Here is a 23,384-nt window from a genome sequence, read left to right on the forward strand (position 1 = left end):
CGTTCCGCGTGACGTGCGTCACAACGGTCGCGAGCGGCGCCAGCGGGCGGACTGGCGGGCGTAGCCGCCGTCCTCCAGGTCGGCCAGCCGTTCGAAGGGGTTCCAGGAGGCGTGGTCACCGCAGACGGCGTACGACAGGCCGACGGCGAGGACGTACAGCACGAGCATCGGGAGGCCGACGCACGCGGCCCACTGGGTGGCGTGCCGCGACTCGTGGTCGAGCAGCCTGCCCGTCAGGTAACCCTCGTCGTGCCTGGTCAGGATCACGTTGCCGACCGTGAACGCCCCCGCGACGGGGAACGGGATCCGGTAGCCGTGCGCGAGGATCAGCCCCCGCTCGCCCCTGCGCGGCCGAGCCCCGCCCATCAGGGCGATGAGCAGCCCGAGAGGCGTCGAGAGGTTGACATAGTTGATCACCTGCCGGGCCCGGTGCCACATGCTCCCAGAATCGGCGATGACCTCGCCCCCTAGGAAGACCTCAGCAGCCACGAACCCGTTGACCGGGTGGCCAGGACGGCGGCCGCGACGGCGACGGCCCCGCCGTACAGGTACCAGAACCCGGACGCGTCCCCGGCGATGGCCAGATCGCCCGCGGGCTGCCGGGTGGCGAGCATGAACGACGAGACGAGCCAGCCCAGGGCGGGGGCGACCGCGGCCAGCTTGCCGCCCATGAGCCTGCCCATGCCGTACGGCACGGCGAACAGGACCAGGAGCCAGCCCAGGGCGGCGGCGGGCACGACCCCGGCGTACCAGGAGTGCTCGAACGCGCCGACGACGCCCAGCGCGAGGCCGAGCAGGAACAGCATCCCGTAGACCGCGCCGGTCATGGCGCCGGTCATGGCGCCGGGCTGGGTGCCCGGGATCTCTTCCTCCGTCATGCGGCCCCCTTCATGCGGCTGAGGTTAGCCGATCGCCTATCCGACGCCGGCGAACAGGTCGCTCTCCCGGTTGTACGGCTCACCGATCCCACCGGCCTCGTAGGGGGCGCCGATGCCGGGCCGTCCGGGCACCCCGGCCCTGAGGATGAAGTGCTCGACACCGAGCACCTGCTGGCCGACGTTGTTCGAGAGCGCGAACCAGGGGGCGTCCACGGCGATCTGGGTGACGTGCGCCCGCATCGCCTCGATCTTGGCCTCCACGTGGGCACGGGCGTCGATCTCCGTGGTGACCGCCTCGTCGGAGCATCCGAACGGCAGGTCGTCGACCGGCTCCGGGGCCCAGAACTCGACGTCCGCCTGGCGCATGGCCTCGGTGGCCCGTCTCATGACGGACTTCGGCAGCGCGGTGAGGTAGAACTTGGCGATCCGCCACGGCTCGCCGCCCGGGTGCGCGGGGTCGGCGGCCAGCTCGAAGGCCCGCCAGGCCACCCGGTGCGCCTGGATGTGGTCGGGGTGCCCGTAGAAGCCGTTCTCGTCGTAGGTCACCAGGACCTGCGGCCGGACCTCGCGGATCACCTTGACCAGTTCACCGGCCGCCTCGTCGAGGTCGGCCCGCCAGAAGCAACCGGGACGGTCGTTGGTCACCGCGCCCATCATCCCGGAGTCGCGCCAGCGGCCCGCGCCGCCGAGGAACCGGTGGTCGGTCACGCCCAGCGCCCTACAGGCGGCCGCCAGCTCGCCGATGCGGTACTGGCCGAGGGTGTCGTCCCGGTCGGCCGCGAGGTGGGCCAGCTCCGCCGGGATGACCTCGCCCTCCTCTCCGAGCGTGCAGGTCACCAGGGTCACGTGGGCTCCCTCGGCCACGTATTTGGCCATGGTCGCCCCCGTCCCGATCGACTCGTCGTCGGGGTGGGCGTGCACGAGCAGCAGACGCCGGTCAGTCATGTCTCCGAGACTAGTGCTGAGCGGCGGAGGGCCGTGCGTCCTGGCAGTATGAGGGACTATGACTGAGAGCTTCTCCGGGTTGAGCTTCCCGCGCTTGCATGCCAGGACCCGGCGGTTCACCCTCGGGGTTCCGCGTGGCTTCACGATTTCTCCGGACGGCGGCCGCACCGTCTTCCTGCGGACGAAGTCCGGCACTGATCCCGTGACGTGCCTGTGGGAGCTCGGCGTCGAATCCGGGACCGAGCGGCTGGTCGTCGACCCGCTCGCGCTGGGCGCGGCCGACGAGGATCTGCCGCCGGAGGAGCGGGCACGCCGCGAGCGGTCGCGGGAGTCGGCGGGCGGCGTGGTCGCGTACGCGACGGACGCCGACGTCCGCCAGGCCGTCTTCGCGCTGTCGGCCGAGCTCCACCTCGTCGATCTGGCGACGGGAGCGGTGCGGAGCCTGCCGACGCCGGGGCCGGTCATCGACCCCCGGCTGAACCCGGCCGGCACCCACGTCGCATACGTCACCGGTGGCCAGTTGTACACCCAGGACGTCGCGACGGGTGAGCGGGTCCCCCTGGCGACGCCGGAGAGTCCGCAGGTCACCTATGGTCTGGCCGAGTTCGTCGCCGCCGAGGAGATGGACCGCATGCGCGGCTACTGGTGGGCCCCCTCGGGAGACCGCCTCCTGGTCGCCCGGGTGGACGAGTCGCCGGTGGGGCTGTGGCACATCGCCGACCCGGCCAACCCGGACCGTCCCCCCGTGCCGCAGCGCTATCCCGCGGCCGGCACGGCCAACGCCGAGGTCTCGCTGTTCGTCATCGGGCTCGACGGCTCGCGCGTCGCCGTGCCGTACGAGCACGAGTATCTGGTCACCGCCTCCTGGAGCGAGCACGGCCTGAACATCGTCACGCTCTCCCGCGACCAGCGGACCATGCGCCTGCTCGACGTCGATCCCGCCACGGGGGCGACGACCACGCTCCGCGAGGACACCGACCCCGCCTGGGTGGAGATCGTTTCCGGCGTGCCCGGCCGCCTGTCCGACGGAGCCCTCGTGTGGGTGGCCGACGCCGAGGACGGACGTCGCCTCTTCGTCGGCGACCAGCCCGTGACGCCGCCGTCACTGCAGGTCAGGGCGGTGCTGGACGCCGACGGCGACACGGTCCTCTTCCAGGCCAGCGGCGAGCCCACGCAGATCCAGCTCTGGACCTACGCCGGGGGCTCGATCCGCCCGCTGACCATCGAGCCCGGCGTCCACTCCGGCCGTCGCGCGGGCGGCGTCACCGTCGTGACCACTCAGAACCTGGAGACCGAGGGCGTTTCCGTCGCGGTCCTGCGGCGTGACGGCTCATCGGCGGCCATCAGGTCGGTGACGGAGCGGCCGGGCATCGAACCGCGGGTCTCGCTCGTCCGGGCCGGGTCGCGGGAGCTGTCCACCGCCGTCCTGTTCCCCTCGTGGCACGTGCCGGGCTCGGCGCGGCTGCCCGTCCTCATGGACCCGTACGGCGGGCCGCACGCGCAGCGGGTCCTCACCGCCCGGCGCGTCTTCCTGGAGTCCCAGTGGTGGGCCGAGCAGGGCTTCGCGGTCGTCGTCGCCGACGGGCGGGGCACCCCGGGCCGGGGTCCGGCGTTCGAGCGTGAGGTGCTGCGCGACCTGTCGCTGACGCTGGAGGACCAGGTGGACTCGCTCCAGGGGGCCGCGGCGCTCTACCCCGACGACCTCGACCTGTCGCGGGTGGGCATCCGCGGCTGGTCGTTCGGCGGCTACCTTGCCGCGCTCGCCGTCCTCCGGCGCCCGGACGTGTTCCACGCGGCCATCGCGGGCGCGCCGGTCACCGACTGGCGTCTGTACGACACGTGCTACACCGAGCGCTACCTGGGCCACCCGGACGAGGGCCACTACGAGGGGTCCTCGCTGCTCGCCGACGCCGAGAAGCTGGAGCGGCCGCTGCTGCTCGTGCACGGACTGGCCGACGACAACGTGGTGGCGGCACACACGCTGCGGCTGTCGTCCGCCCTGCTGGCGGCGGGCCGCCCGCACACCGTGCTGCCGCTGTCGGGGGTCACCCACATGACCCCTCAGGAGGTCGTCGCCGAGAACCTGCTGCTCCTGCAGGTGGACTTCCTGAAGAAGGCTCTGGGGGTCGAGTGAGTGGCGGTCTCGCCTCTCCAGGAGATTCACGATGAGCGCTTGAGCGAGAGAGGCGTCCGGCTCTGGCTCAAGCGCGACGATCTCATCGACGCGCACATCACCGGGAACAAGTGGCGGAAGCTCAAATACAACCTCGCGGCGGCCACCGAATCCGGGCATGACACCCTGCTCACCTTCGGCGGCGCGTACTCCAACCACATCCGCGCGGTGGCGGCGGCCGGGCATCGTTTCGGCTTCGCGACGGTCGGCGTGATCCGCGGCGAGGAACGCCTGCCGTTGAATCCGTCACTGGCCTACGCGGCGGACCAGGGCATGCGCCTCACGTACCTCGACAGGGGGACCTACCGGCGGAAGACGGACGCCCAGGTCGTGGACACGCTGAAACGGGAGTGGGGCGACTTCTACCTCATCCCGGAAGGAGGCAGCAACGCTCTCGCCGTTCGCGGGTGCGCGGAGCTGCCCCATGAGATCGACCTGGATTTCGACCTGATCTGCTGCCCCTCCGGAACCGGCGGGACGTTGGCCGGCATCGCCGCCGGTCTGGCCCCCGGGCAACGCGCTCTGGGCTTCTCCGTGCTCAAAGGCGGCGAGTTCCTCAACGAGGATGTCGCGGACCTGCAAATTCAGGCTTTCGGCCGGCCATCGGGGAACTGGGCCGTCCAGACCGGCTTTCACTTCGGTGGCTTCGCGAAGAAGCCGCCGGAGCTCACCGCCTTCATCGGCGACTTCTTCGACAGGCATGCGCTCATTCTTGAATGGATCTACGTCGCCAAGATGATGTACGGCATCTTCGCGCTCGCCGAGAGCGGCGCCATTGAGCCCGGAACGCGATGTGTCGCCGTCATCACCGGACCGCCCGGACCGGAGCAGGCGCTGGACGCTCCCGGCCGCGCGGGATCTCCAGGGGAACTGGTAGGGCGACGGTGACCTCGAGCCCGCCTTTCGGGAGGGGACGGGTCTCCAGCGTGCCGTGATGGGCCTCGACGATGGCGGCGACGATCGACAGGCCCAGTCCCAGACCGTCGCCGCTGGCTCTCCTGCCGCCTTCCAGGCGCTGGAAGGGCTGCAGGAGCATGTGGACCCGATCGGGCGGAATCACCGGACCGCTGTTGGAGATCCTGAGGGTCGGACGGCCGGACTGTACGGCGGTCGCCACCTTGACCCAGCCGCCGGGCACGTTGTGCCGCATGGCGTTGTCCAGCAGGTTCGCGACCAGGCGTTCGATCAGAGCACGGTCGCCGGACGCGGGTGCCGGGTGAAGCCTGGATTGGACGGGCACGCCCGGGTCTCCACGTTGGTCGAGGGCCTGCCCGGTGATTACGGCCAGGTCGAGGGGCTGCCGGTGGTGCAGGCCCTGCTGGCTGCGAGCCAGGGTGAGCAGGGCCTCGATGAGCCGTTCCTGGTGCTGCCCGGCGGCCAGCAGGCGTTCCAGTACGGCCCGCAGTGACTCGGCGTCGGCCTCCAGGTCGGCGAGCGCGACCTCGACCATGGCATGCTGCAGCGTCAACGGGGTGCGCAGCTCGTGAGACGCGTTGGCGACGAACCGCCGTTGCGCGGTGAACGCGGCCTCCAGCCGATCGAGGAGCTCGTCGAAGGTGTCGGCCAGCTCCTTGAGCTCGTCGTCGGGTCCGGACGCTGCCAGCCGCTGGTCGAGCCGGTCAGCCGTGATGCGCCGGACGGTGGCCGTCATGTCGCCCAGCGGCTGCAGCACCCGCCCGGCCATGAGCCGGCCCAGCAGAATCGACGCGAACGCCATGATCGACAGCGCGATCAGGGAGTTGACCAGCAGCCGGCGCAGATTCTCGGCCTGCTGCTCCCACACGGGCGCCGGGACCGGGGTGTCGAGCCCGCCGGGCGGCGCGGGAGCGGTCGGCGGCCCGGGGAAAGGCGAGTTCTCGACCAGGAAGTAGATGAGGGCGACCAGCAGCACCGCCGCCGCCAGGAACAGGCCGCTGTAGAGCAGGGTCAGGCGCAGCCGTACCGTCCGTCTCATATCCGGTAACCGGCCTGCGGGACCGTCTCGATCAGCGGCGGGTCGCCGAGCTTGCGGCGCAACCGGCTGATCGTCACCTTCACGGTCTGCGTGAACGGGTCGGCGAACTCGTCCCAGCCCCGCTCAAGGAGCTGTTCGGCGGAGACCACGGCGCCCCTGGCGGCCAGCAGCAGCTCCAACACGGCGAACTCCTTGGGGCTCAGCGGAAGGCGGTGCCCGTCGCGGGTGGCGATCCGGGTGGCCGGGTCGAGGCGCAGATCGCCGTGGACGAGCACCGGCGGGAGGGCCGGACGCGACCGCCTGCCCAGCGCCCGGATCCGGGCGACCAACTCGGCGAAGGCGAACGGCTTGGGGAGGTAGTCATCGGCTCCGACGCCCAGGCCCGTCACCTTGTCGTCGATCGTCCCAGCGGCGGTGAGCATCAGCACCCGCGCCGGGTAGCCCACGTTGACCAGCGACCTGCACACCTCGTCGCCATGCAGGCCTGGCAGGTCCCGGTCGAGGATGACGACGTCGTAGTGGTTGGCCGAGGTGCGGTCGAGCGCGGCGTCGCCGTCCAACACCACGTCGACGGCCATGCCCTCGCGGCGCAGCCCCGCGGCCACCGTCTGGGCCAGTTCCTCGTGGTCTTCGACCATCAACACCCTCATGATCCCCCCAGGATGCCCAGCGCCCGGTTACAGCCGGGTAACCGCCCCCGTTCCCCTTTCGTCACCGGCCGTCGGCTTGTCTGGTTCCACCGACAGAAACGGAGAACCACCATGTCCGGCTCGACAATCAGGAACGCGATCCTCGCCGCCGTGATCCTCACCGTGGGCGTGGGCAGGGTGGCTGCCGCGCCCCCGGTGTCCGGCGGGGACGGCGGCAAGGCGTTCACCGCCTGCATGCGCTCGCAGGGGCTGCCCGGCTTCCCCGATGTGACGGTCTCTACAGATGGGCTCATCAACCTGGATATCAAGGGTGACCGCGTGGACACCCTCTCCCATGAGTACGGGGCGGCGGTGAAGGCATGTGAGTCGCTGCTGCCGGCCGACGCCAGGCTGCGGGGCGCGCCTGCGGCGCCGTCCGCCCTGTCGCTCCCGTCCTAACTCACTACAGGCGAGGGGATGGGTGTGGACCCACCCATCCCCTCAGCTCTTGCCATGCCGGCTGACCACTCGAACCCTGCCATGCCGGCTGTCCCACTCAGCTCGATGCCGCACCGCCTTATTCCCCGGCATTCCGCCGCATTCAGCTGGCATTCCGCCGGCTCGGTGCCCACCTGCCTGTCCGTCAGCCCTTGCCGTGCCAGCTGTCCCACAGCGCGGCGTAGGCCCCGCCCGCGGCGACGAGCTGGTCGTGTGAGCCCAGCTCGCTGACGCGGCCGTCCTCCACGACGGCCACCCGGTCGGCGTCGTGCGCCGTGTAGAGCCGGTGCGCGATCGCGATGACCGTGCGGCCCTCCAGGACGGCCCCGAGCGAGCGCTCCAGATGCCGGGCCGCACGGGGGTCGATCAGTGACGTGGCCTCGTCGAGCACCAGCGTGTGCGGGTCGGCCAGCACGAGCCTGGCCAGCGCGAGCTGCTGCGCCTGGGCCGGTGAGATTGTCGTGCCGCCCGACCCGACGGTCGTGTCCAGCCCCTCTCCGGGTCCCTCACCGAGCGCCTTGACCCATTCCCACGCGTCCACGGCCTCCAGGGCCCGGCGGATGTCGGCGTCGGCGGCGTCCGGCCGCGCGATCAGCATGTTGTCGCGCAGGGCCCCCCGGAACACATGGTGCTCCTGGGTGACCAGGGCGACATGCCCCCGGAGGTCGTCGAGCGGCAGCTCCACGAGCTGCACGCCGCCGACCGTGACGGAGCCCGTCCGCGGGCCGTGGATGCCCGCGAGCAGCCGTCCGAGCGTCGACTTGCCGGCGCCCGAGGGGCCCACCATGGCCAGCCGCTCACCCGGCCGCACGTCGAGGTCGATGCCGTGGAGGACGTCATGGCCCTCGCGGTAGGCGTACCGTACGTCCGACGCCCTCAGGTCCTCGCCCTCCGGCCGGGCGTCGCCGGTGACCCGGTCCTCCGGCACGTTTGCCACGCCGAGCAGCCTCGCCATCGACGCCCCGCCGACCTGCAGCTCGTCCACCCACGAGAGCAGCCGGTCGAGCGGGTCGATGAGTTGCTGCACGTACAGCGTGGCCGCGGTCACCTGGGCCAGGGACACCCAGCCCTCGACGTAGAACAGGCCGCCCAGCGAGACCGTCGCCACGACGGGGATCACGTAACCGATCTCCACGGCGGGAAACCACACCATCCTGAGGCCGAGGGTGTAGCGCTCCGCGGCGAAGGACCGTGAGATATCGCGATCCGTTCGCTCGCGGCGGCGCGGCTGGAGCCCCAGTGCCTCCACGGTGCGCGCGCCTTCGACGGTCTCGGCCAACCCTTCGGTCATGTCCGCGTACGCGGCGTTCTCCCGCAGATAGCCGTCCCTGGCCCGGCTGAGGTACCACTTCGTGGAGATCCACAGCAGCGGCACGGCGATCAGCGACGGCACGGCCATCACCGGGCCGACGAGCATCAGCGCGCCCACCATGAAGGCCCCGGTGACGACCGCGATCAGGGTCTCCGGCACGGCATGCCGCACCGACCGGGAGAGAGCGTCGACGTCTCGGGAGGTCCGGGTGATGAGGTCACCGGAACCGGCCCGCTCGACCGTCGACAGCGGCAGGGCGAGCACCTGGTCGACGAAGTCCTCCCGGAGCTCGGCCAGCACCTTCTCGCCCAGCCGTGACGAGGCGTAGATCGCGAACCGGATGAGCACGGCCTGTGCGACCACGAAGCCGCCAAGGATCAGCGCGACCAGGTCGACGTCGACGTGGCGGGACCCGTCGGCCACGGCCTGGACCAGCTCGCCCAGCAGGCGCGGTGACGCCAGCCCCGCGATCGCCGCGAGGGCGTGCAGGGACAGCGCCAGCCCCAGCTCCCGGGGATACTTCAGCGTCAGCCGCCGCGCGTAGGCGCGGACCTGCGCCGGGTCCGCGACCGGCAGGATCTGGCGGGCCATGCTCAGCCTTCCCCTCGGGTAACCGTCATCGTGTAACCGGGCTCCACCCGGAGCAGCTCCCGGTGGGTGCCCTCGGCGCGGACCTTGCCGTCCTCGACGAAGAGGACCAGCTCCGCCCGATCGAGGACGAGCGGGCTCGTCGTGCAGACCAGGGTCGTACGGCCGGCCCGCGCCTTGCCGAGCCGGTCCGCGATGCGCGCCTCGGTGTGGGCGTCCACCGCGCTCGTCGGCTCGACCAGAACGAGGACCTCCGGATCCGCGACCAGCGCCCTGACCAGGCGGAGCCGCTGCTGCTGACCACCGGAGAACTCACGGCCGGACTCGGCCACGTGTCCCTCCAGTCCCTCCGGCAGCGCCTCCACGATGTCCTCGGCGCAGGCCGTCTGCAGCGCGAGCCGCAGGTCGTCGTCGGTGGCCGTGCCCGTGACGTCCAACTCCTCGCGGAGACGGCCGGTGAACAGCCTCGCGGCGTTGTCGGCGACCAGGATGTGCCGTCTCACCTCGGCTATCGGCAGGTCGGCGAGTGGCGTGCCGTCCAGCGTCACGTCGCCGGGGGCATATCTGCCGAGCCGGTCCGCGATGGCGATCGCCTCCTCGGGGACCGCAGCCGCCAGCGCGGTGAGCCTGCCGGGCCGTACCGCGACGCCGGACTCGCCGTCCAGCAGCAGGCCGTCGGACAGGCCGGCGTCGGCGCGGCGGAGCGGGCCGTCCTGGAACTCGGGCTCCAGCGACAGGATCCGGCACACGCGGCGGGCCGCCACGTGGCCCTTGGTGATTCTGTCGGCGGCCTCCGTGAGCGTCCTCAGCGGCGCGATCAGGAAGACCGCGTAGCCGTAGAACGTCACGAGCTGGCCCGCGCTGATACGCCCGTCCAGGGCGAAGCGCGCCCCGAGCCACGTCACACACGCGATGAGCACCCCGGGCAGCAGAATCTGGGCGCCTTCCAGCATCGACTCGACCGAGGCCACCCGCACGCCCGCGTGCCGGACGCGCTGCGACTCCTCCCGGTAGCGCGCCGCGAAGACCTGCTCGCCGCCGATGCCGCGCAGGACCCGCAGGCCCCCGACGATGTCGGCCGCACGGGTCGCCAGGTCGCCCTGGAGGTCGCGCTGCGCGTGCTGCCTGCTGTGCAGCGGCTTGAGCAGCGGCCCGACGGCGGCCGCCATCAGCGGCACACCGATGAGCACGACGAGCCCGAGAGTCGGCGACGTGGTGAGGAGGATCACCGTCACGGTGGCGATGGCGAAGAGGGCGCCGGCGCCGCGCAGGAGGATCTCCATCGCGCCCCCGATGTTCGCGATGTCGGAGTTGCCGACGCTGACCACCTCGCCGGTGGACAGGCGTTTGGGCAGCGTCGCGCCCAGCCGGGTCGCCTGCCGCGAGGTGAGCTGCACCGTGCGGTAGGCCGCCGCCAGCCAGGTGAGGACGGCGCACCGGTGCCGCAGCACGCCCGCGACGGCCTGCACGACGCCCAGGGCCAGCAGTGCGGCCGACCACCGGATGAGCAGGGGAACGTCCTTCGCGGTCAGCGCGTCGATCGCCCTTCCGATGGCCGCCGGCACCAGCGCCTGCCCCAGCCACCACAGAATGGCCAGCCCGATGCCGATCAGCATCGGGGCCTTCTGGGCACGCGCCACCCACCACAGGTACCGGAGCGGGCTGCGGGCGTCAGGAGTGCCGGGATCGGCGACAGGCAAAGAGAGCATGGTCACCCCAGGCTCGCAAGATCCCAGGTCACGGGGCAAACCATTTTCCCGCAAACCGGCGCGTCGCGGTGGCCCCCCACGAGCCGGGCACACCCGGAAAGCACGCGACGGCACCGCACGCCCACGCCGCGCGGGCCGTACGCCGGCGCCGCACGGGCCGTACGCCGGCGCCGCACGGGCCGTACGCCGGCGCCGCGCAGGCCGCACGCCGGCTCCAGAACACCCGCATCAGTCCGAGCTGTCATCGCCGCACATGGCCAGAGCGGTGTGGTCGCGCCAGCGGGCCTCTCCTCCGGAGAACCCGTCCGGTGGGAGGACGGTCAGGTAACCCGCGCCCACGTCGTGTCGCAGCCGCACGGTGGCCTCTTGGGGCTTGTCGGGCTCCGGCCACCCGTGGGCCACCGAGACGTCCTCGGCCGAGACCACGACGTCCGAGGCGAGCGCGTGGACGCCGCCATGCGGTCTCAGCCGGGCGTCGTCGAACAGCCGCCTGACGAGCACGCCGGCGAGACCGTTGAAGAGATGGAACCACCCGTGGGCGTGATGCCGCTGAAGCCTTCGCGTCCGCAGGTCCGGCAGCCCGAATCTCGGCAGTCCCTTCGTCCGCATGCTGTACAGCCCGTCGTCGTCGGGACCGCAGGTGACGAACAGCCAGTCCACGATGGGAAACGTGTACGGCGAAGGCGACGACCGAGGCCGCCAAGGGCCGGGCAGGATCCTGGGCGAATCCGCGTCAAGGCGGATGCCACCGGTCAGCTCGGCGACCTGGTCGGTCAGCTGGGCGCAGGCGTGGAGATGGGCCGGTGGCCAGCCCGGCGGTGCCGTACAGGTGATGGACAGATGACCGTCGGTGCGCTCGATGAGCACGGCGATGAGCGGATCCACGCCGGGCGAGCAGTCCGGACACGAGAGCCGGGAGACGGCCGGAGCGAGATAGGGGTCGCCGCCGCCTATCTCTTCGATCCGGAGGTCGATCCCGGCGGGAAGCGAGGCCCGAAGCCGGGCGGCGACCGCCGGTGACAGGGGACGCTCAGGCGCCGCCACAACGAACGTGACACTCACCGATCCGGGGATCGGCAGGAGGATCTTGCCGGCCATCGTGTGCCTTCCGTACGAGGAAGGCACACGCTGTCAGCCACGCCGCCCCGCCAAGCGGCCCGAACCCCGTTCTGTGGATAACGTATCGGAGCCTTCGGCACGCGTTCGATTTAGCAGCAGGACTTCGCCGTAACAGGGGTGACGGTGTCGTCCGCGGACTCACCGGGAGCGCAGCAGACCGAGTCGGTTTCCTTGGTCAGCTTGCCGGCGTCGGCCTTGACCACGTACACCTCCCAGGGCTCGCTACCGGGGCCGTGGACCCAGACCTTGTCCTGGAGCGCGTAACAGCAGGTGGTGTCGTTCTCCTCGAAGGTCGCCAGGCCGGCGCCCTTAAGACGCTCGGTCGCCGCCGCGACCTGGGCGGTGTCGTCCACCTCCACGCCGAGATGGTCCATCCGGGTCGGTTCGCCCCCCTCGCCTTCCAGAAGGACGAGCTTGAGCGGGGGCTCGGTGATGGCGAAGTTGGCGTAGCCGGGTCGCCGCTTGGCGGGCTCGACCCCGAACAGCTTGGAGTAGAACGCTACGGAGCCTTCCAGGTCGGCGACCCGTAGAGCGAGCTGGACACGGGACATGGGGGTTTCCTCCCTTGGCCGTGAAGAGGCGGACGGCCGAAGCCATACCCCGCCTGCTTCGATGAACTTCTAATCAAAGGATGCCCGTAGTTTGTGTCCTTGCCTAGATCCGTGTCAAATTAGAGCCATGTCTAAGCAAGAGCTGCCGATCGTGGACGCGGGCGTTGACGTGCCGGCCGGGGCGTGTTGCGCGCCGCTGGTGTGCGAGCCGCTGTCAGAGAACGAGGCCGCCGAGCTGGCCCCGCTGTTCAAGGCGATCGCCGACCCGGTACGGCTGCGCCTGCTGTCGCTGATCGCCTGCCACGAGGGCGGCGAGGCGTGCGTCTGCGACCTGACGGTGGCGTTCGACCTCACCGCGCCGACGATCAGCCATCACCTCAAGGTGCTCAAGCAAGCCGGGCTCATCGGCTCCGAACGCCGGGGCACCTGGGTGTACTACTGGATCAACCCCGCGGTGCTGGCCCGAATGTCGGCTCTGATCGGCCCGGCGTCCGCCGCCCTGGCCGTGACTTCATGACCGTGTCCGTACGTCCCGGAATGGGACGTCAAGCGTTCGCCGAGTTCCTCGGCACCGGGCTCCTGGTCACCGTCGTTATCGGGTCAGGCGTCATGGCCGTCCGCCTGTCTCACGACGTCGGCATCCAACTGCTGGCCAACAGCGCCGCCACCGCAGCCGCCCTGCCCGTCGTCATCGCCCTGGTGGGGCCGGTCTCCGGCGCGCACCTCAACCCCGTCGTCTCCCTGGTGGACTGGATATTGGGCCGCCGCGCCCGCACCGGCCTGACCGCCTCCCAAGTGGCCGTCTACCTGCCCGCACAAGTCGCCGGAGGGATCGCCGGTACGGTGCTGGCCAACCTCATGTTCGCCCTCCCACCCATCACCGTCTCGACACACGGGCGGTCAGCACCGTCATTGTGGCTCGGCGAGGTCGTCGCCACCGCCGGACTTGTCGCCCTCATCGTCACCCTCGCACGTCAGGGCCGCCCGCATCTGGCCCCGCCGCTGATCGGGGCCTACATCGGCGCGGCCTACTGGTTCACCAGTTCCACCAGCTTCGCCAACCCCGCCGTGACCGTCGCCCGGGGCTTCTCCGACACCTTCGCCGGGATTGCCCCCGCCTCCATCCCCGCATTCATCGCTGCCCAACTACTCGGCGCGTTCTTCGGAGCGGTCATCGCCCTCGCCCTGTACCGCGCCCCCGATCACGCGGAAGCACCCGGCCTCCACGACGACGGCCGTGACCCCGCCATCGTCGCGCCTGGCCGTCCGCTTCGCCACTGACCGGCTACGTGCCGCCGCCCACGCTCAAGGAGCCCTTGTGTCCGACACCCCCGAGGTCCTGTTCGTCTGCGTGCACAACGCCGGACGCTCTCAAATGGCCGCCGCCCTGCTCGACCACCACGCCGAGGGTCGCGTGCGTGTCCGCTCAGCCGGGTCGGCACCGGCTGACACCATCAACCCCGCCGTCATCGCCGTCATGGACGAACTCGGCCTCGACCTGTCCAAGGAGTTCCCCAAGCCCTTGACCACCGAGGCCGTCCAGGCTTCCGACGTCGTGATCACTATGGGTTGCGGGGACGCCTGCCCCATCTTCCCCGGCAAGCGCTACCTCGACTGGCGACTCGACGACCCAGCCGGCAAGCCCATCGACCAGGTCCGCCCCATCCGCGACGAGATCGACCGCCGCGTACGCGACCTGCTCACCGAACTGACCGAACTGACCGAAGGACCCACCCGGTGAGCGCCCAGCCACCCACCCCCGTAAGCGCCCCCGGCATCACCATCCGCCCCATGCAGGCGACCGACGCCGCACAGGTCCTCGCCATCTACCAAGCGGGGCTCGACAGCCGCAACGCCAGCTTCGAGACCACCGCACCGACCTGGCAGGTGTTCGACGCCGCGAAGCTACCCCTCCACCGGCACGTCGCCGCCGACACCTCCACCGGACAGGTACTCGGCTGGATCGCCGCCGGCACCGTCTCCGACCGATGCGTCTACGCCGGAGTCGTCGAAAACTCCCTCTACGTCCACCCCTACCACCACAGCCGGGGGATCGGAACCGCCCTGTTGCGCACCTTCATCCAGTCCACCGAAACCGAGGGCATATGGACGATCCAATCAGGGATCTTCCCCGAGAACATCGCCAGTCTCCGCCTCCACGAAAAGGCCGGCTTCCGCGTCGTCGGCACCCGGCACCACATCGGCCGCCATCACGACCAGTGGCGAGACGTCGTCCTCATCGAACGCCGCAGCACAGTCACCGGTCTGTGACGCCGCCGCGCACATTGCCGACGGCGCGGACACCCCGAGGCGGGAAGACGCGAAACCGCGCGCTCGACGAACGAGCGCGCGGTTTCAGAAGCGTACGGCCGAAGCCGGACCCGCTACTTCGAGGATGCCTTGAGGAATTCGGCGTTCATGCGGGCGATGGTGTCGAGCGGGATGCCCTTGGGGCAGACCGCGGTGCACTCACCGGTGTTGGTGCAGCCGCCGAAGCCCTCGGCGTCCATCTGCTCCACCATGGCCTTGGCACGGGAGGCACGCTCCGGCTGGCCCTGGGGCAGCAGGCTCAGGTGGGTGATCTTGGCGGCGGTGAACAGCGAGGCCGAGCCGTTCGGGCAGGCCGCCACGCACGCGCCGCAGCCGATGCAGGTGGCCGCGTCGAACGCCGCGTCCGCGTCGTCCTTGGGCACCGGGATGGCGTGGGCGTCGGGGGCCGACCCGGCGGGGACGGAGATGAAGCCGCCGGCCTGGATGATCCGGTCGAAGGACGACCTGTCGACCACGAGGTCCTTCACCACCGGGAACGGCGCGGCGCGCCACGGCTCGATGGTGACGACAGCGCCGTCCTCGAAGTGCCGCATGTGCAGCTGGCAGGTCGTCGTCGCGCGCTGCTCGCCGTGGGCGACGCCGTTGATGACCATGCCACACATGCCGCAGATGCCCTCGCGGCAGTCGTGGTCGAAGGCGACGGGGTCGTCGCCCTCAAGGATCAGCCGCTCGTTGAGGACGTCCAGCATCTCCAGGAACGACATGTCTGGCGAGACGTCTTCGACCCGGTAAGTCACCATACGTCCGCGATCCGCCGGGCCGTTCTGACGCCAGATCTTGAGGGTCAGGTTCACTTGTAGCTCCGCTGGGTCATCTTGACGTAGTCGTAGTTGAGGTCTTCCTTGTGCAGGACGGGTCCGTCCGGACCCCACTCCCAGGCGGCGACGTAGGCGAAGTGCTCGTCGTCGCGCAGCGCCTCGCCGTCCGCGTCCTGCGACTCGGCCCGGAAGTGACCGCCGCAGGATTCCGTACGGTGCAACGCGTCGATGCACATGAGCTCGGCGAGGTCGAAGAAGTCGGCGACCCGGCCGGCCCGCTCCAGCGCCTGGTTGAGGCCCTCGCCGTCACCCGGCACCTTCACGTTGTTCCAGAACTCCTCACGGAGCTCGGGGATCCGCTGCAGCGCCTTGCGCAGCGACTCGTCGGTGCGCTCCATGCCGCAGTAGTCCCACATGAGCCGGCCCAGCTCGCGGTGGTAGGAGTCGGCCGTACGGGTGCCGTTGACGCAGAGCAGCTTCTCGATCTTCTCTCGGACCGTGATCTCGGCCTCGGCCACGGCCTTCTCGTCCACCTCGCCGAAGCCCCCTGCGCCCGCGAGGTAGTCGCCGAGCGTCGTGGGCAGCACGAAGTACCCGTCCGCCAGGCCCTGCATCAGCGCGGACGCGCCCAGGCGGTTGGCTCCGTGGTCGGAGAAGTTGGCCTCACCGATCACGAACAGTCCCGGGATGGTGGACTGCAGGTCGTAGTCAACCCACAGGCCGCCCATCGTGTAGTGAACGGCGGGGTAGATGCGCATCGGCGTCTCGTACGGGTTCTCCCCGGTGATCCGCTCGTACATCTCGAAGAGGTTGCCGTACTTCTTCTCGACGGCGTCACGGCCGAGCCGCCCGATGGCGTCGGCGAAGTCGAGGTAGACGCCCAGGCCGCCGGGGCCGACGCCGCGGCCCTCGTCGCAGACGTTCTTGGCGGCACGGCTGGCGATGTCGCGGGGCACGAGGTTTCCGAAAGCCGGATAAATCCGCTCAAGGTAGTAATCGCGCTCGCCCTCGGGGATGTCCGCCGGCCTGCGGTCGTCGCCTCCACGGGCGGGCACCCAGACCCGGCCGTCGTTGCGCAGCGACTCCGACATCAGCGTGAGCTTGGACTGGTAGTCGCCGCTGACCGGGATGCAGGTCGGGTGGATCTGCGTGAAGCACGGGTTGGCGAACAGCGCGCCACGCCGGTGTGCCCGCCAGATCGCCGTGGTGTTGCAGCCCTTGGCGTTGGTGGACAGGAAGAACACGTTGCCGTAGCCGCCGGTCGCGAGGACCACGGCGTCGGCGAGGTGGGTCTCGATCTCTCCGGTGACCATGTCCCGGACCACGACGCCGCGCGCCCGGCCGCCGCTGACGACGAGTTCGAGCATCTCGTGGCGGGTGTGCATCTCCACGGTCCCGGCCGCGATCTGCCGCTCCAGCGCCGAGTAGGCCCCGAGCAGCAGCTGCTGGCCCGTCTGGCCGCGGGCGTAGAAGGTCCGCGACACCTGGGCGCCGCCGAAGGAGCGGGTGTCGAGCAGCCCGCCGTACTCCCGCGCGAACGGCACGCCCTGCGCCACCGCCTGGTCGATGATGTTCACGCTGACCTGCGCGAGCCGGTAGACGTTCGACTCGCGGGCGCGGAAGTCGCCGCCCTTGACCGTGTCGTAGAAGAGCCGGTAGACGCTGTCGCCGTCGCCGCGGTAGTTCTTCGCGGCGTTGATCCCGCCCTGCGCGGCGATCGAGTGGGCGCGCCGCGGCGAGTCCTGGTAACAGAACGACTTGACCTTGTAGCCCAGCTCGCCCAGGGTCGCCGCCGCCGAACCGCCGGCCAGGCCGGTGCCGACGACGATGACGGTCAGCTTGCGCTTGTTGGCCGGGTTGACCAGCTTGGCCTGGAAGCGCCGCGTGTCCCAGCGGTCCTCGATCGGCCCCTCCGGCGCCTTCGTGTCCCGGATGGGCTCGCCAACGGTGTAGTTCACGTTGTCCTTCACTTGACCGCTCCGATCATCACGGCGATGGGCACGGCGACGAATCCCAGCACCAGGACGGTGGCTATCACTGCCGAGCCCGCCTTCAGCGCGGCGTACCGGTGGGCGAGCCCCAGGGTCTGGAGCGCGCTCCACAGGCCGTGCCGCAGGTGCAGGCCGACCATCACCATGGCCACGAGGTAGAAGACCGTCACCCACCAGCGCGAGGGGTCGAAGCCCGCGACGACCCGGTCGTACGGCGTGGCGTCCCCGCCCTTGGGGTTCACGACCCCGAAGGTCAGGTCAAGCAGGTGCCAGATCACGAACAGCAGGATGATGACCCCGCCGTACCGCATGGTGTGCGTCGCGTAGCCGCCGGCCTGCGACTTCCGCTTCGCGGCGTACTTGACCGGCCGCGCCTTCGCCGCGCGCCTGGCCAGCGACACGGCCGACCACATGTGCAGCACGACGGCGAGGGCGAGCACGATCTCGGCGATGGTCAGCAGTGTGCGGTTCGGCAGCGCGGGCGAGCCGACGGTCCGCAGCCATTCCGCGTAGTGGTTGAACGAGCCGGCCCCCAGGAAGATCTTGAGGTTGCCGAGCATGTGGCCGACGAGGAACAGCACCAGGACGGCGCCCGTTACGGCCATGAGGGCCTTCTTGCCGTTGGAGGAGGCGTAGAAGCCCCCCTTGTGGGCGGCGTGAGGAAGAGTGGGCGCGGTGGCCATCCCGCGGTTAACAGTCGCTGTCACAGCTGTTCACGCTAGGTACGGGCCGGCGCGGGAGTCCAAGTCATCAGGGGTCTGGATCCGATAGCCAACGGCTATGTGCTCTGTCCGGAGGGCTTGCCTCCTCCCCACGGCGGTGAGCTCGTGCGAGGAATGTCACACAACGTCGCATATCGACGCGATAGCCGTAGGCTATGAAAGTGCAGCTCCAGCAACTCGCCTACTTCGTCGCGGTGGCCGAGACGCGGCACTTCACCCATGCCGCCGAGCGGACACGGGTGGCCCAGCCCTCCCTGAGCAAGCAGATCAAGGCCCTGGAGACCGAGCTCGGGGCCCCGCTGTTCAGCCGCGCCCGCGGCAACGTGACGCTGACCCCCGCCGGGGAGGCGCTGCTCCCACTCGCCCGCCGCATGCTGGCCGACGCGGAGACCGCCCGCCGGGAGGTGGCCGAGCTCGCCGGGCTGCGCAAAGGGAGGGTACGGCTCGGCGCCACGCCGTCGCTGTGCGCGGGGCTGCTCGGCGACGCGCTGGCCCGCTACCACCGTGACTATCCCGGCGTGGAGCTCCGGGTGGAGGAGGGAGGGTCCCGCGACCTCGTCCGCGACCTCGCGAGGGGCCAGCTCGACCTGGCGCTGATCATCCTGCCGCTGCACAGCAGCGATCCCTCCCTGGTGACCGAGGAGATCCTCCGGGAGGACCTCGTCGTGGCCTCCGCCGCGGGGCAGGGGCGGAAGGCGAACATGCGGATCGAGGACCTCCGCGGGCGGCCGCTGGTGATGTTCCGCCGGGGATACGACCTCCGGGAGGCGACCCTCACGGCGTGCCGGCAGGCCGGGTTCGAGCCGCGGTTCTCCGTGGAGGGCGGCGAGATGGACGCGGTCCTGCGGTTCGTCGAGGCCGGGCTGGGGATCGCCGTGGTCCCGTCGATGGTCCTGGACGGCAGGCCCGGGCTGGTCGGGACGCCGCTCGTTCCGGGGCTTCGCCGTACGGTCGCCCTCGCCCACCGCAAGGACGTCGAGCCCACCAGGGCGGCCAGGGCTTTCCGCGCCACCCTCCTGGCGTTCCTGGCCGAGGAGGGGACCCTGCCCCGGGGAATCGACGCCCTCGCTCACGGATAGCCCGTTATATTGGCGATAACCCTTCCGCGACTCTACGAGAGGCGTATGTGACCACGCCCTCGCCCGACCTTCCTGATCTCCTCACCCTGCTGCTCATCGAGGACGACGCCGCCGACGCGTTCCTCGTCGAGGAGTTGCTGGCGAACGCCGACAGGCCACCGAAGATCACCTGGGCCCGGACGCTCGCCGAGGGACGTGAGCGGCTGACCGACGACGTGCGGTGCGTGCTCGTCGATCTCTCCCTGCCCGACGCGTCGGGACTCGAGGCGCTGGAACAGGTGCTGGCCATGGCCCCGGACACCGCCGTCCTCGTGCTCACGGGCCTCAACGACGCCCACGTCGGGATCGAGGCGGTCGCGGCCGGCGCACAGGACTTCCTGGTCAAGCAGGACGTGGACGACCGGCTGCTGACCCGCGCGATCCGTTACGCCATCGAGCGAAAGCGCGCCGACGTCGCCATGCGGGAGCTGGTCGAGGAGCGGGTCGTCAGCAAAGAGAACGCGCGCCTGGAGCGGGGCCTGCTGCCGGTGCCGCTGCTCGACTCGGCGCTCCTGCACCACCAGTCCCGATACCTTCCCGGACGGGTGCGGAGCCTGCTGGCGGGCGACTTCTGGGACACCGTGCAGACCGGCGACGGCGCGGTCCACGTCCTGATCGGCGACGTGTGCGGCCACGGGCCCGACGAGGCCGCACTCGGAACGGCGCTGCGGATCGCCTGGCGCGCTCTCGTCCTCGCCGGCCACACGGGTGACGCGGTCCTCGGCACGCTCGACACGCTGCTCAGGCACGAGCGGAAGTCACCCGAGATCTTCACCACCTTGTGCACCGCGACCATCGCCCCCGACCTGCGGAGCGCCCGGATGCACGTGGTCGGTCACCCGCCCCCGCTGATGATCAGGGACGGCGTGATCGACGTGGTAACCGACACCCCGTCGGGACCGCCTCTGGGCATCTTCAGCGACGTCACGTGGAAGCCCGTCGACGTCGAACTCGGCGACCGGTGGTCGCTGCTGCTCTACACGGACGGCCTGATCGAGGCCACCATCGGCGACCAGCGCGACCTGCTCGGCACCGAGGGCCTGCTGCGCATCGTCCGCGAGCAGGCCGGCATCGACCTCGACCGGATCATCGCCCAGGTCGGGGACACGATCAACGACGACGTCGCCGCCGTCCTGGTCTCGCGGGGATTGGATCACCCGTGAACAGGCCCGAGCCGCTGCCCCCGCTCGCTCCCCCGGCCGGGATGGGACCGCTTCCCGTCGGCCGCTGGTTCCTGCTCGCCGGTACGGCTGTCGCGCTCGTCTTCGCCGTGGGCGTCACCGCGATCCTCATCGCGCTCACCCAGACTCAGGGTGCGAGGAAGACGCTGGTCGACGTCATCGACCCCACCGCGCTGCACACCCTGGAGATCTCCACGGCCCTGCAGGCGCAGGAAGGCGCGATCCGCGGCTACGGGCTCACCACCGAGCAGCAGTACTTCCAGGACTACCGGCAGGGGGTGGCCGACGAGCAGGCCGCAACCGGACAGATCGCGGCGCTGCTGCCGCGGCTCCCCGACCCCTCCGCCCTCCGCTCCCGGATGGACCGCCTCACCATCGCGGCGGCGGCGTGGCGGCGGGACTACGCGGAGAAGATCGCCGCGGCGGTGCCCAAGGTCGGCGCCAACGCCGTGAACCGCGATCTCGGCAAGGTCAACGTCGAGCGGTTCAACGACGTCCGCGCGGCCCTGGCCGACCAGCAGGATCTACTGAACCGGCTGCACGATCTCGGCCGCGACCGGCTGCAGAAGGGCTGGCGGACGATCTACGTCGCGGTCGCCGTGCTCGTCGGCTCCCTGGCGCTCGCGGTCATCGGCTGCACGCTCATCGTTCGCTATGTCGTAATCCTTCCGGTCGCGCGGCTCGCCCGGCAGGTCCGGGCGGTCGCCACCGGCGACTTCGACCGCGAGCTTGGCGTGGAGCGCCCCGCCGAGCTGCGGGAGCTGTCCGGGCATGTCGACGGCATGCGCCGCCGCATCGTCTCGGAGTGGCGGGCCGCGGAGGAGGCGCGGCAGCAGTTCGCCGAGCAGGCCAAGGAGCTCAAGCGGTCCAACGGCGAGTTGGAGCAGTTCGCCTACGTGGCGAGCCACGACCTGCAGGAGCCGCTGAGGAAGGTGGCGAGCTTCAGCCAGATGCTGGAGCAGCGCTACGCCGACCAGCTCGACGACCGGGCCAGGCAGTACATCGCCTTCGCCGTGGACGGCGCGAAGCGCATGCAACTGCTGATCAACGACCTGCTCGACTTCTCCCGGGTCGGCCGCGTGGGCGGCGAGCTCACGCCCGTGGCCTCGGAAGACGCCCTGGACCGGGCGCTGCGGAACCTGGACGCCCTCCTGACGGACGCGGGAGCCACCGTCACGCGTGACGACGACCTGCCGGAGGTCGTCGGCAACACGCTGCTGCTGAGCCAGCTCTTCCAGAACCTCGTCGGCAACGCCGTGAAATTCCGCGGCTCGGAGCCGCCGCTGATCCACATCGGCGCCGAGCGGGACGGCGGCATGTGGGAGTTCCACTGCTCGGACAACGGGATCGGCGTGGACCCCAAGTACGCTGACCGAATTTTCCTGATTTTTCAGCGTTTGCACCCGCGGGACGTGTACCCGGGAAGCGGCATCGGACTGGCGTTGTGCCGGAAGATCGTCGAATATCATGGCGGCCGGATCTGGCTCGACGGCGGTGAGGGAGCCGGAGCCACGTTCCGCTGGACGCTACCCGTTGTGGGAGATCCCGATGCCTAGATATCACCCGATAGAGGTCCTCCTCGTGGAGGACGACCCGGGTGACGTGCTGCTGACCCAGGAGGCGTTCGCGTACAACAAGGTCGGCAACAGGCTCCATGTCGTGAACGACGGCGAGCAGGCGCTGGCCTTCCTGCGCGGCGAAGGCCTGTACGGCTCGGCGCCCCGGCCGGACCTGATCCTCCTCGACCTCAACCTGCCCCGCGTGGACGGCTTCGAGGTGCTTCAGGAGATCAAGAACGACCCCGCGTTACGGGGCATCCCGGTGGTCATCCTCACCACCTCGGAGGCCGAGCAGGACATCCTCCGGGGCTACGACCTGCACGCCAACGCGTACGTCTCCAAACCGGTGGACTTCGACCAGTTCATCCGCGTCGTGCGGCAAATCGACGACTTCTGGGTGACAGTGGTTAAACTGCCGAGGAAGTGACGGGAATCACAGACGCCAGGAGTGACCCTCCTCACACTTCGTGATGTGCTCGTCGTAATGTTTCCCCCACCAATAGCGCGAGGTGGGAGGTCTCCATTGAGCCAGACAACGGCCGAGAGCCCAGCAAGAAAACAACGCGCGCAACTCCGGGTGCGCACGCTTCGCACCGACAGGTGGTGGCTGGCGCCCGCGCTGACGTTCGCCGCGCTCCTGTCATTCCTGATCTACGGTTTTTGGGCGATTTTCGACAAAAGCTACTTTGTCGAGCCCTATATCGCACCCTTCTCGTCGCCCTGCTGGACGACCTCGTGTCCGCCAGGGGCCCGTTTCCTCGGGCTCGCGCCTATCGGCGACTGGTACACGCTGCCGCCGGGGCTGCTGATCCTCGGCCTGCCGGCGGGCTTCCGGCTGACGTGCTACTACTACCGGAAGGCCTACTACCGGTCGTTCTGGCTGTCGCCGCCGGCGTGCGCCGTGGCCGAGCCGCACGGCAAGTACACCGGTGAGACCCGGTTCCCGCTGATCCTCCAGAACATCCACCGCTACTTCTTCTACGGTGCCCTGGTGATCGGCGCGATCCTGGCCTACGACGCGGTCCTGGCCTTCCGCGACGAGCACGGCAACTGGGGCCACATCGGACTCGGCACGGTGATCCTGGTGGTCAACGCGATTCTGATCAACGCCTACTCGCTGTCGTGCCACTCGTGCCGGCACATCACCGCGGGACGCCTGAACCACTTCTCCAGGCACCCCCTGCGCTACAAGGCGTGGACGTTCGTGTCCAAGCTCAACGCCAAGCACCAGCAGCTGGCCCTGGCCTCGATGTACTCGGTCATGATCGCCGACCTCTACGTGCGACTGGTCGCCAAGGGCGTCATCAACTTCCCGTTCGCTTAAGGAATCTCGTTCGCTTAAGGAATCTCAGTCGTTTAAGGATCTCA

The 23,384-nt window shown here is 70.1% G+C and carries 24 protein-coding genes; 12 read left to right on the forward strand and 12 right to left on the reverse strand.

The window, feature by feature from the left end; genetic code table 11:
• Nucleotides 1-18 precede the first annotated feature (18 nt).
• From N5079_RS20750 to mshB, 3 genes are read right to left on the reverse strand one after another with little or no spacing between them, the layout of a single operon-like run.
• Nucleotides 19-438, reverse strand: coding sequence for a hypothetical protein (locus tag N5079_RS20750; protein WP_261585603.1), 420 nt, complete (start codon nt 436-438; stop codon nt 19-21).
• A 29-nt stretch (nt 439-467) separates the two neighbouring features.
• On the reverse strand, nt 468-878 hold the full coding sequence (locus N5079_RS20755; protein ID WP_261585604.1) for a DUF6113 family protein: 411 nt from the start codon (nt 876-878) through the stop codon (nt 468-470).
• A gap of 36 nt (nt 879-914) precedes the next feature.
• Nucleotides 915-1,823 (reverse strand): N-acetyl-1-D-myo-inositol-2-amino-2-deoxy-alpha-D-glucopyranoside deacetylase, encoded by a 909-nt coding sequence (mshB, locus tag N5079_RS20760; RefSeq protein WP_261585605.1) that lies wholly within the window; start codon nt 1,821-1,823, stop codon nt 915-917.
• Between the two features lie 58 nt (nt 1,824-1,881).
• On the opposite strand from mshB, the gene N5079_RS20765 reads away from it, so the two are divergent.
• Both N5079_RS20765 and N5079_RS20770 read left to right on the forward strand, forming a co-directional pair.
• The gene (locus N5079_RS20765; RefSeq protein ID WP_261585606.1) at nt 1,882-3,957 is read left to right on the forward strand and encodes a S9 family peptidase; all 2,076 of its coding nucleotides are present in this window, start codon (nt 1,882-1,884) and stop codon (nt 3,955-3,957) included.
• Between the two features lie 39 nt (nt 3,958-3,996).
• Nucleotides 3,997-4,884 (forward strand): 1-aminocyclopropane-1-carboxylate deaminase/D-cysteine desulfhydrase, encoded by an 888-nt coding sequence (locus tag N5079_RS20770; RefSeq protein ID WP_410007814.1) that lies wholly within the window; start codon nt 3,997-3,999, stop codon nt 4,882-4,884.
• On the opposite strand, the gene N5079_RS20775 is transcribed toward N5079_RS20770, so the two are convergent.
• Nucleotides 4,802-5,950 carry a sensor histidine kinase gene (locus tag N5079_RS20775; RefSeq protein ID WP_261585608.1) on the reverse strand — a complete coding sequence of 383 codons (1,149 nt, stop codon included), beginning with the start codon at nt 5,948-5,950 and terminating at the stop codon, nt 4,802-4,804. The genes N5079_RS20770 and N5079_RS20775 overlap by 83 nt on opposite strands.
• Nucleotides 5,947-6,600 (reverse strand): response regulator transcription factor, encoded by a 654-nt coding sequence (locus tag N5079_RS20780; RefSeq protein WP_261585609.1) that lies wholly within the window; start codon nt 6,598-6,600, stop codon nt 5,947-5,949. Before N5079_RS20780 ends, N5079_RS20775 begins: the two co-directional genes overlap by 4 nt.
• Nucleotides 6,601-6,711: 111 nt before the next feature.
• Between N5079_RS20780 and N5079_RS20785 the strand changes: the two genes are divergently transcribed.
• The gene (locus tag N5079_RS20785; protein ID WP_261585610.1) at nt 6,712-7,038 is read left to right on the forward strand and encodes a hypothetical protein; all 327 of its coding nucleotides are present in this window, start codon (nt 6,712-6,714) and stop codon (nt 7,036-7,038) included.
• Nucleotides 7,039-7,222: 184 nt separating this feature from the next.
• On the opposite strand, the gene N5079_RS20790 is transcribed toward N5079_RS20785, so the two are convergent.
• The 4 genes from N5079_RS20790 to N5079_RS20805 all read right to left on the reverse strand — a co-directional run bounded on the left by N5079_RS20790 (nt 7,223) and on the right by N5079_RS20805 (nt 12,356).
• Complete coding sequence (locus tag N5079_RS20790) at nt 7,223-8,980, reverse strand: ABC transporter ATP-binding protein (protein ID WP_261585611.1); 1,758 nt, start codon at nt 8,978-8,980, stop codon at nt 7,223-7,225.
• A gap of 2 nt (nt 8,981-8,982) precedes the next feature.
• On the reverse strand, nt 8,983-10,686 hold the full coding sequence (locus tag N5079_RS20795; protein WP_261585612.1) for an ABC transporter ATP-binding protein: 1,704 nt from the start codon (nt 10,684-10,686) through the stop codon (nt 8,983-8,985).
• Between the two features lie 228 nt (nt 10,687-10,914).
• Nucleotides 10,915-11,784, reverse strand: coding sequence for a hypothetical protein (locus N5079_RS20800; protein WP_261585613.1), 870 nt, complete (start codon nt 11,782-11,784; stop codon nt 10,915-10,917).
• 110 nt (nt 11,785-11,894) lie between these two features.
• The gene (locus N5079_RS20805) at nt 11,895-12,356 is read right to left on the reverse strand and encodes an ArsI/CadI family heavy metal resistance metalloenzyme (RefSeq protein WP_261585614.1); all 462 of its coding nucleotides are present in this window, start codon (nt 12,354-12,356) and stop codon (nt 11,895-11,897) included.
• Between the two features lie 127 nt (nt 12,357-12,483).
• Between N5079_RS20805 and N5079_RS20810 the strand changes: the two genes are divergently transcribed.
• The 4 genes from N5079_RS20810 to N5079_RS20825 are packed head-to-tail and all read left to right on the forward strand — an operon-like array spanning nt 12,484 to nt 14,627.
• Nucleotides 12,484-12,873 carry an ArsR/SmtB family transcription factor gene (locus N5079_RS20810; RefSeq protein WP_261585615.1) on the forward strand — a complete coding sequence of 130 codons (390 nt, stop codon included), beginning with the start codon at nt 12,484-12,486 and terminating at the stop codon, nt 12,871-12,873.
• Between the two features lie 20 nt (nt 12,874-12,893).
• Nucleotides 12,894-13,637 (forward strand): aquaporin, encoded by a 744-nt coding sequence (locus tag N5079_RS20815; protein WP_261585616.1) that lies wholly within the window; start codon nt 12,894-12,896, stop codon nt 13,635-13,637.
• A gap of 37 nt (nt 13,638-13,674) precedes the next feature.
• A complete protein-coding gene (locus tag N5079_RS20820) occupies nt 13,675-14,097 on the forward strand; it encodes an arsenate reductase ArsC (RefSeq protein WP_261585617.1) in 423 nt (140 codons plus the stop codon).
• A complete protein-coding gene (locus N5079_RS20825; RefSeq protein WP_261585618.1) occupies nt 14,094-14,627 on the forward strand; it encodes a GNAT family N-acetyltransferase in 534 nt (177 codons plus the stop codon). Before N5079_RS20820 ends, N5079_RS20825 begins: the two co-directional genes overlap by 4 nt.
• Before the next feature lie 113 nt (nt 14,628-14,740).
• Here the strand turns inward: N5079_RS20825 and N5079_RS20830 are convergent, their stop codons facing one another.
• Genes N5079_RS20830 through N5079_RS20840 form a run of 3 tightly spaced genes read right to left on the reverse strand, consistent with a single transcriptional unit; the run spans nt 14,741 to nt 18,143 of the window.
• On the reverse strand, nt 14,741-15,481 hold the full coding sequence (locus N5079_RS20830) for a succinate dehydrogenase/fumarate reductase iron-sulfur subunit (RefSeq protein ID WP_261585619.1): 741 nt from the start codon (nt 15,479-15,481) through the stop codon (nt 14,741-14,743).
• The gene (locus N5079_RS20835) at nt 15,478-17,415 is read right to left on the reverse strand and encodes a fumarate reductase/succinate dehydrogenase flavoprotein subunit (protein WP_261585620.1); all 1,938 of its coding nucleotides are present in this window, start codon (nt 17,413-17,415) and stop codon (nt 15,478-15,480) included. The genes N5079_RS20830 and N5079_RS20835 overlap by 4 nt, the downstream gene beginning before the upstream one ends.
• On the reverse strand, nt 17,412-18,143 hold the full coding sequence (locus N5079_RS20840; RefSeq protein WP_261585621.1) for a succinate dehydrogenase cytochrome b subunit: 732 nt from the start codon (nt 18,141-18,143) through the stop codon (nt 17,412-17,414). The genes N5079_RS20835 and N5079_RS20840 overlap by 4 nt, the downstream gene beginning before the upstream one ends.
• Nucleotides 18,144-18,319: 176 nt before the next feature.
• Here N5079_RS20840 and N5079_RS20845 point away from each other — a divergent pair, with 176 nt between their 5' ends.
• From N5079_RS20845 to N5079_RS20865, 5 genes are all read left to right on the forward strand, one after another.
• The gene (locus tag N5079_RS20845) at nt 18,320-19,237 is read left to right on the forward strand and encodes a LysR family transcriptional regulator (protein ID WP_261585662.1); all 918 of its coding nucleotides are present in this window, start codon (nt 18,320-18,322) and stop codon (nt 19,235-19,237) included.
• 47 nt (nt 19,238-19,284) lie between these two features.
• On the forward strand, nt 19,285-20,439 hold the full coding sequence (locus tag N5079_RS20850) for a PP2C family protein-serine/threonine phosphatase (protein ID WP_261585622.1): 1,155 nt from the start codon (nt 19,285-19,287) through the stop codon (nt 20,437-20,439).
• A complete protein-coding gene (locus N5079_RS20855; protein ID WP_261585623.1) occupies nt 20,436-22,013 on the forward strand; it encodes a sensor histidine kinase in 1,578 nt (525 codons plus the stop codon). Before N5079_RS20850 ends, N5079_RS20855 begins: the two co-directional genes overlap by 4 nt.
• Nucleotides 22,006-22,443 carry a response regulator gene (locus N5079_RS20860; RefSeq protein ID WP_261585624.1) on the forward strand — a complete coding sequence of 146 codons (438 nt, stop codon included), beginning with the start codon at nt 22,006-22,008 and terminating at the stop codon, nt 22,441-22,443. Before N5079_RS20855 ends, N5079_RS20860 begins: the two co-directional genes overlap by 8 nt.
• A 96-nt stretch (nt 22,444-22,539) precedes the next feature.
• Nucleotides 22,540-23,340 (forward strand): hypothetical protein, encoded by an 801-nt coding sequence (locus tag N5079_RS20865; RefSeq protein ID WP_261585625.1) that lies wholly within the window; start codon nt 22,540-22,542, stop codon nt 23,338-23,340.
• Nucleotides 23,341-23,384 lie beyond the last annotated feature (44 nt).

Origin of the sequence: Planotetraspora sp. A-T 1434 (assembly GCF_025420585.1) — a bacterium.
Classification (GTDB): domain Bacteria; phylum Actinomycetota; class Actinomycetes; order Streptosporangiales; family Streptosporangiaceae; genus JAOEGB01.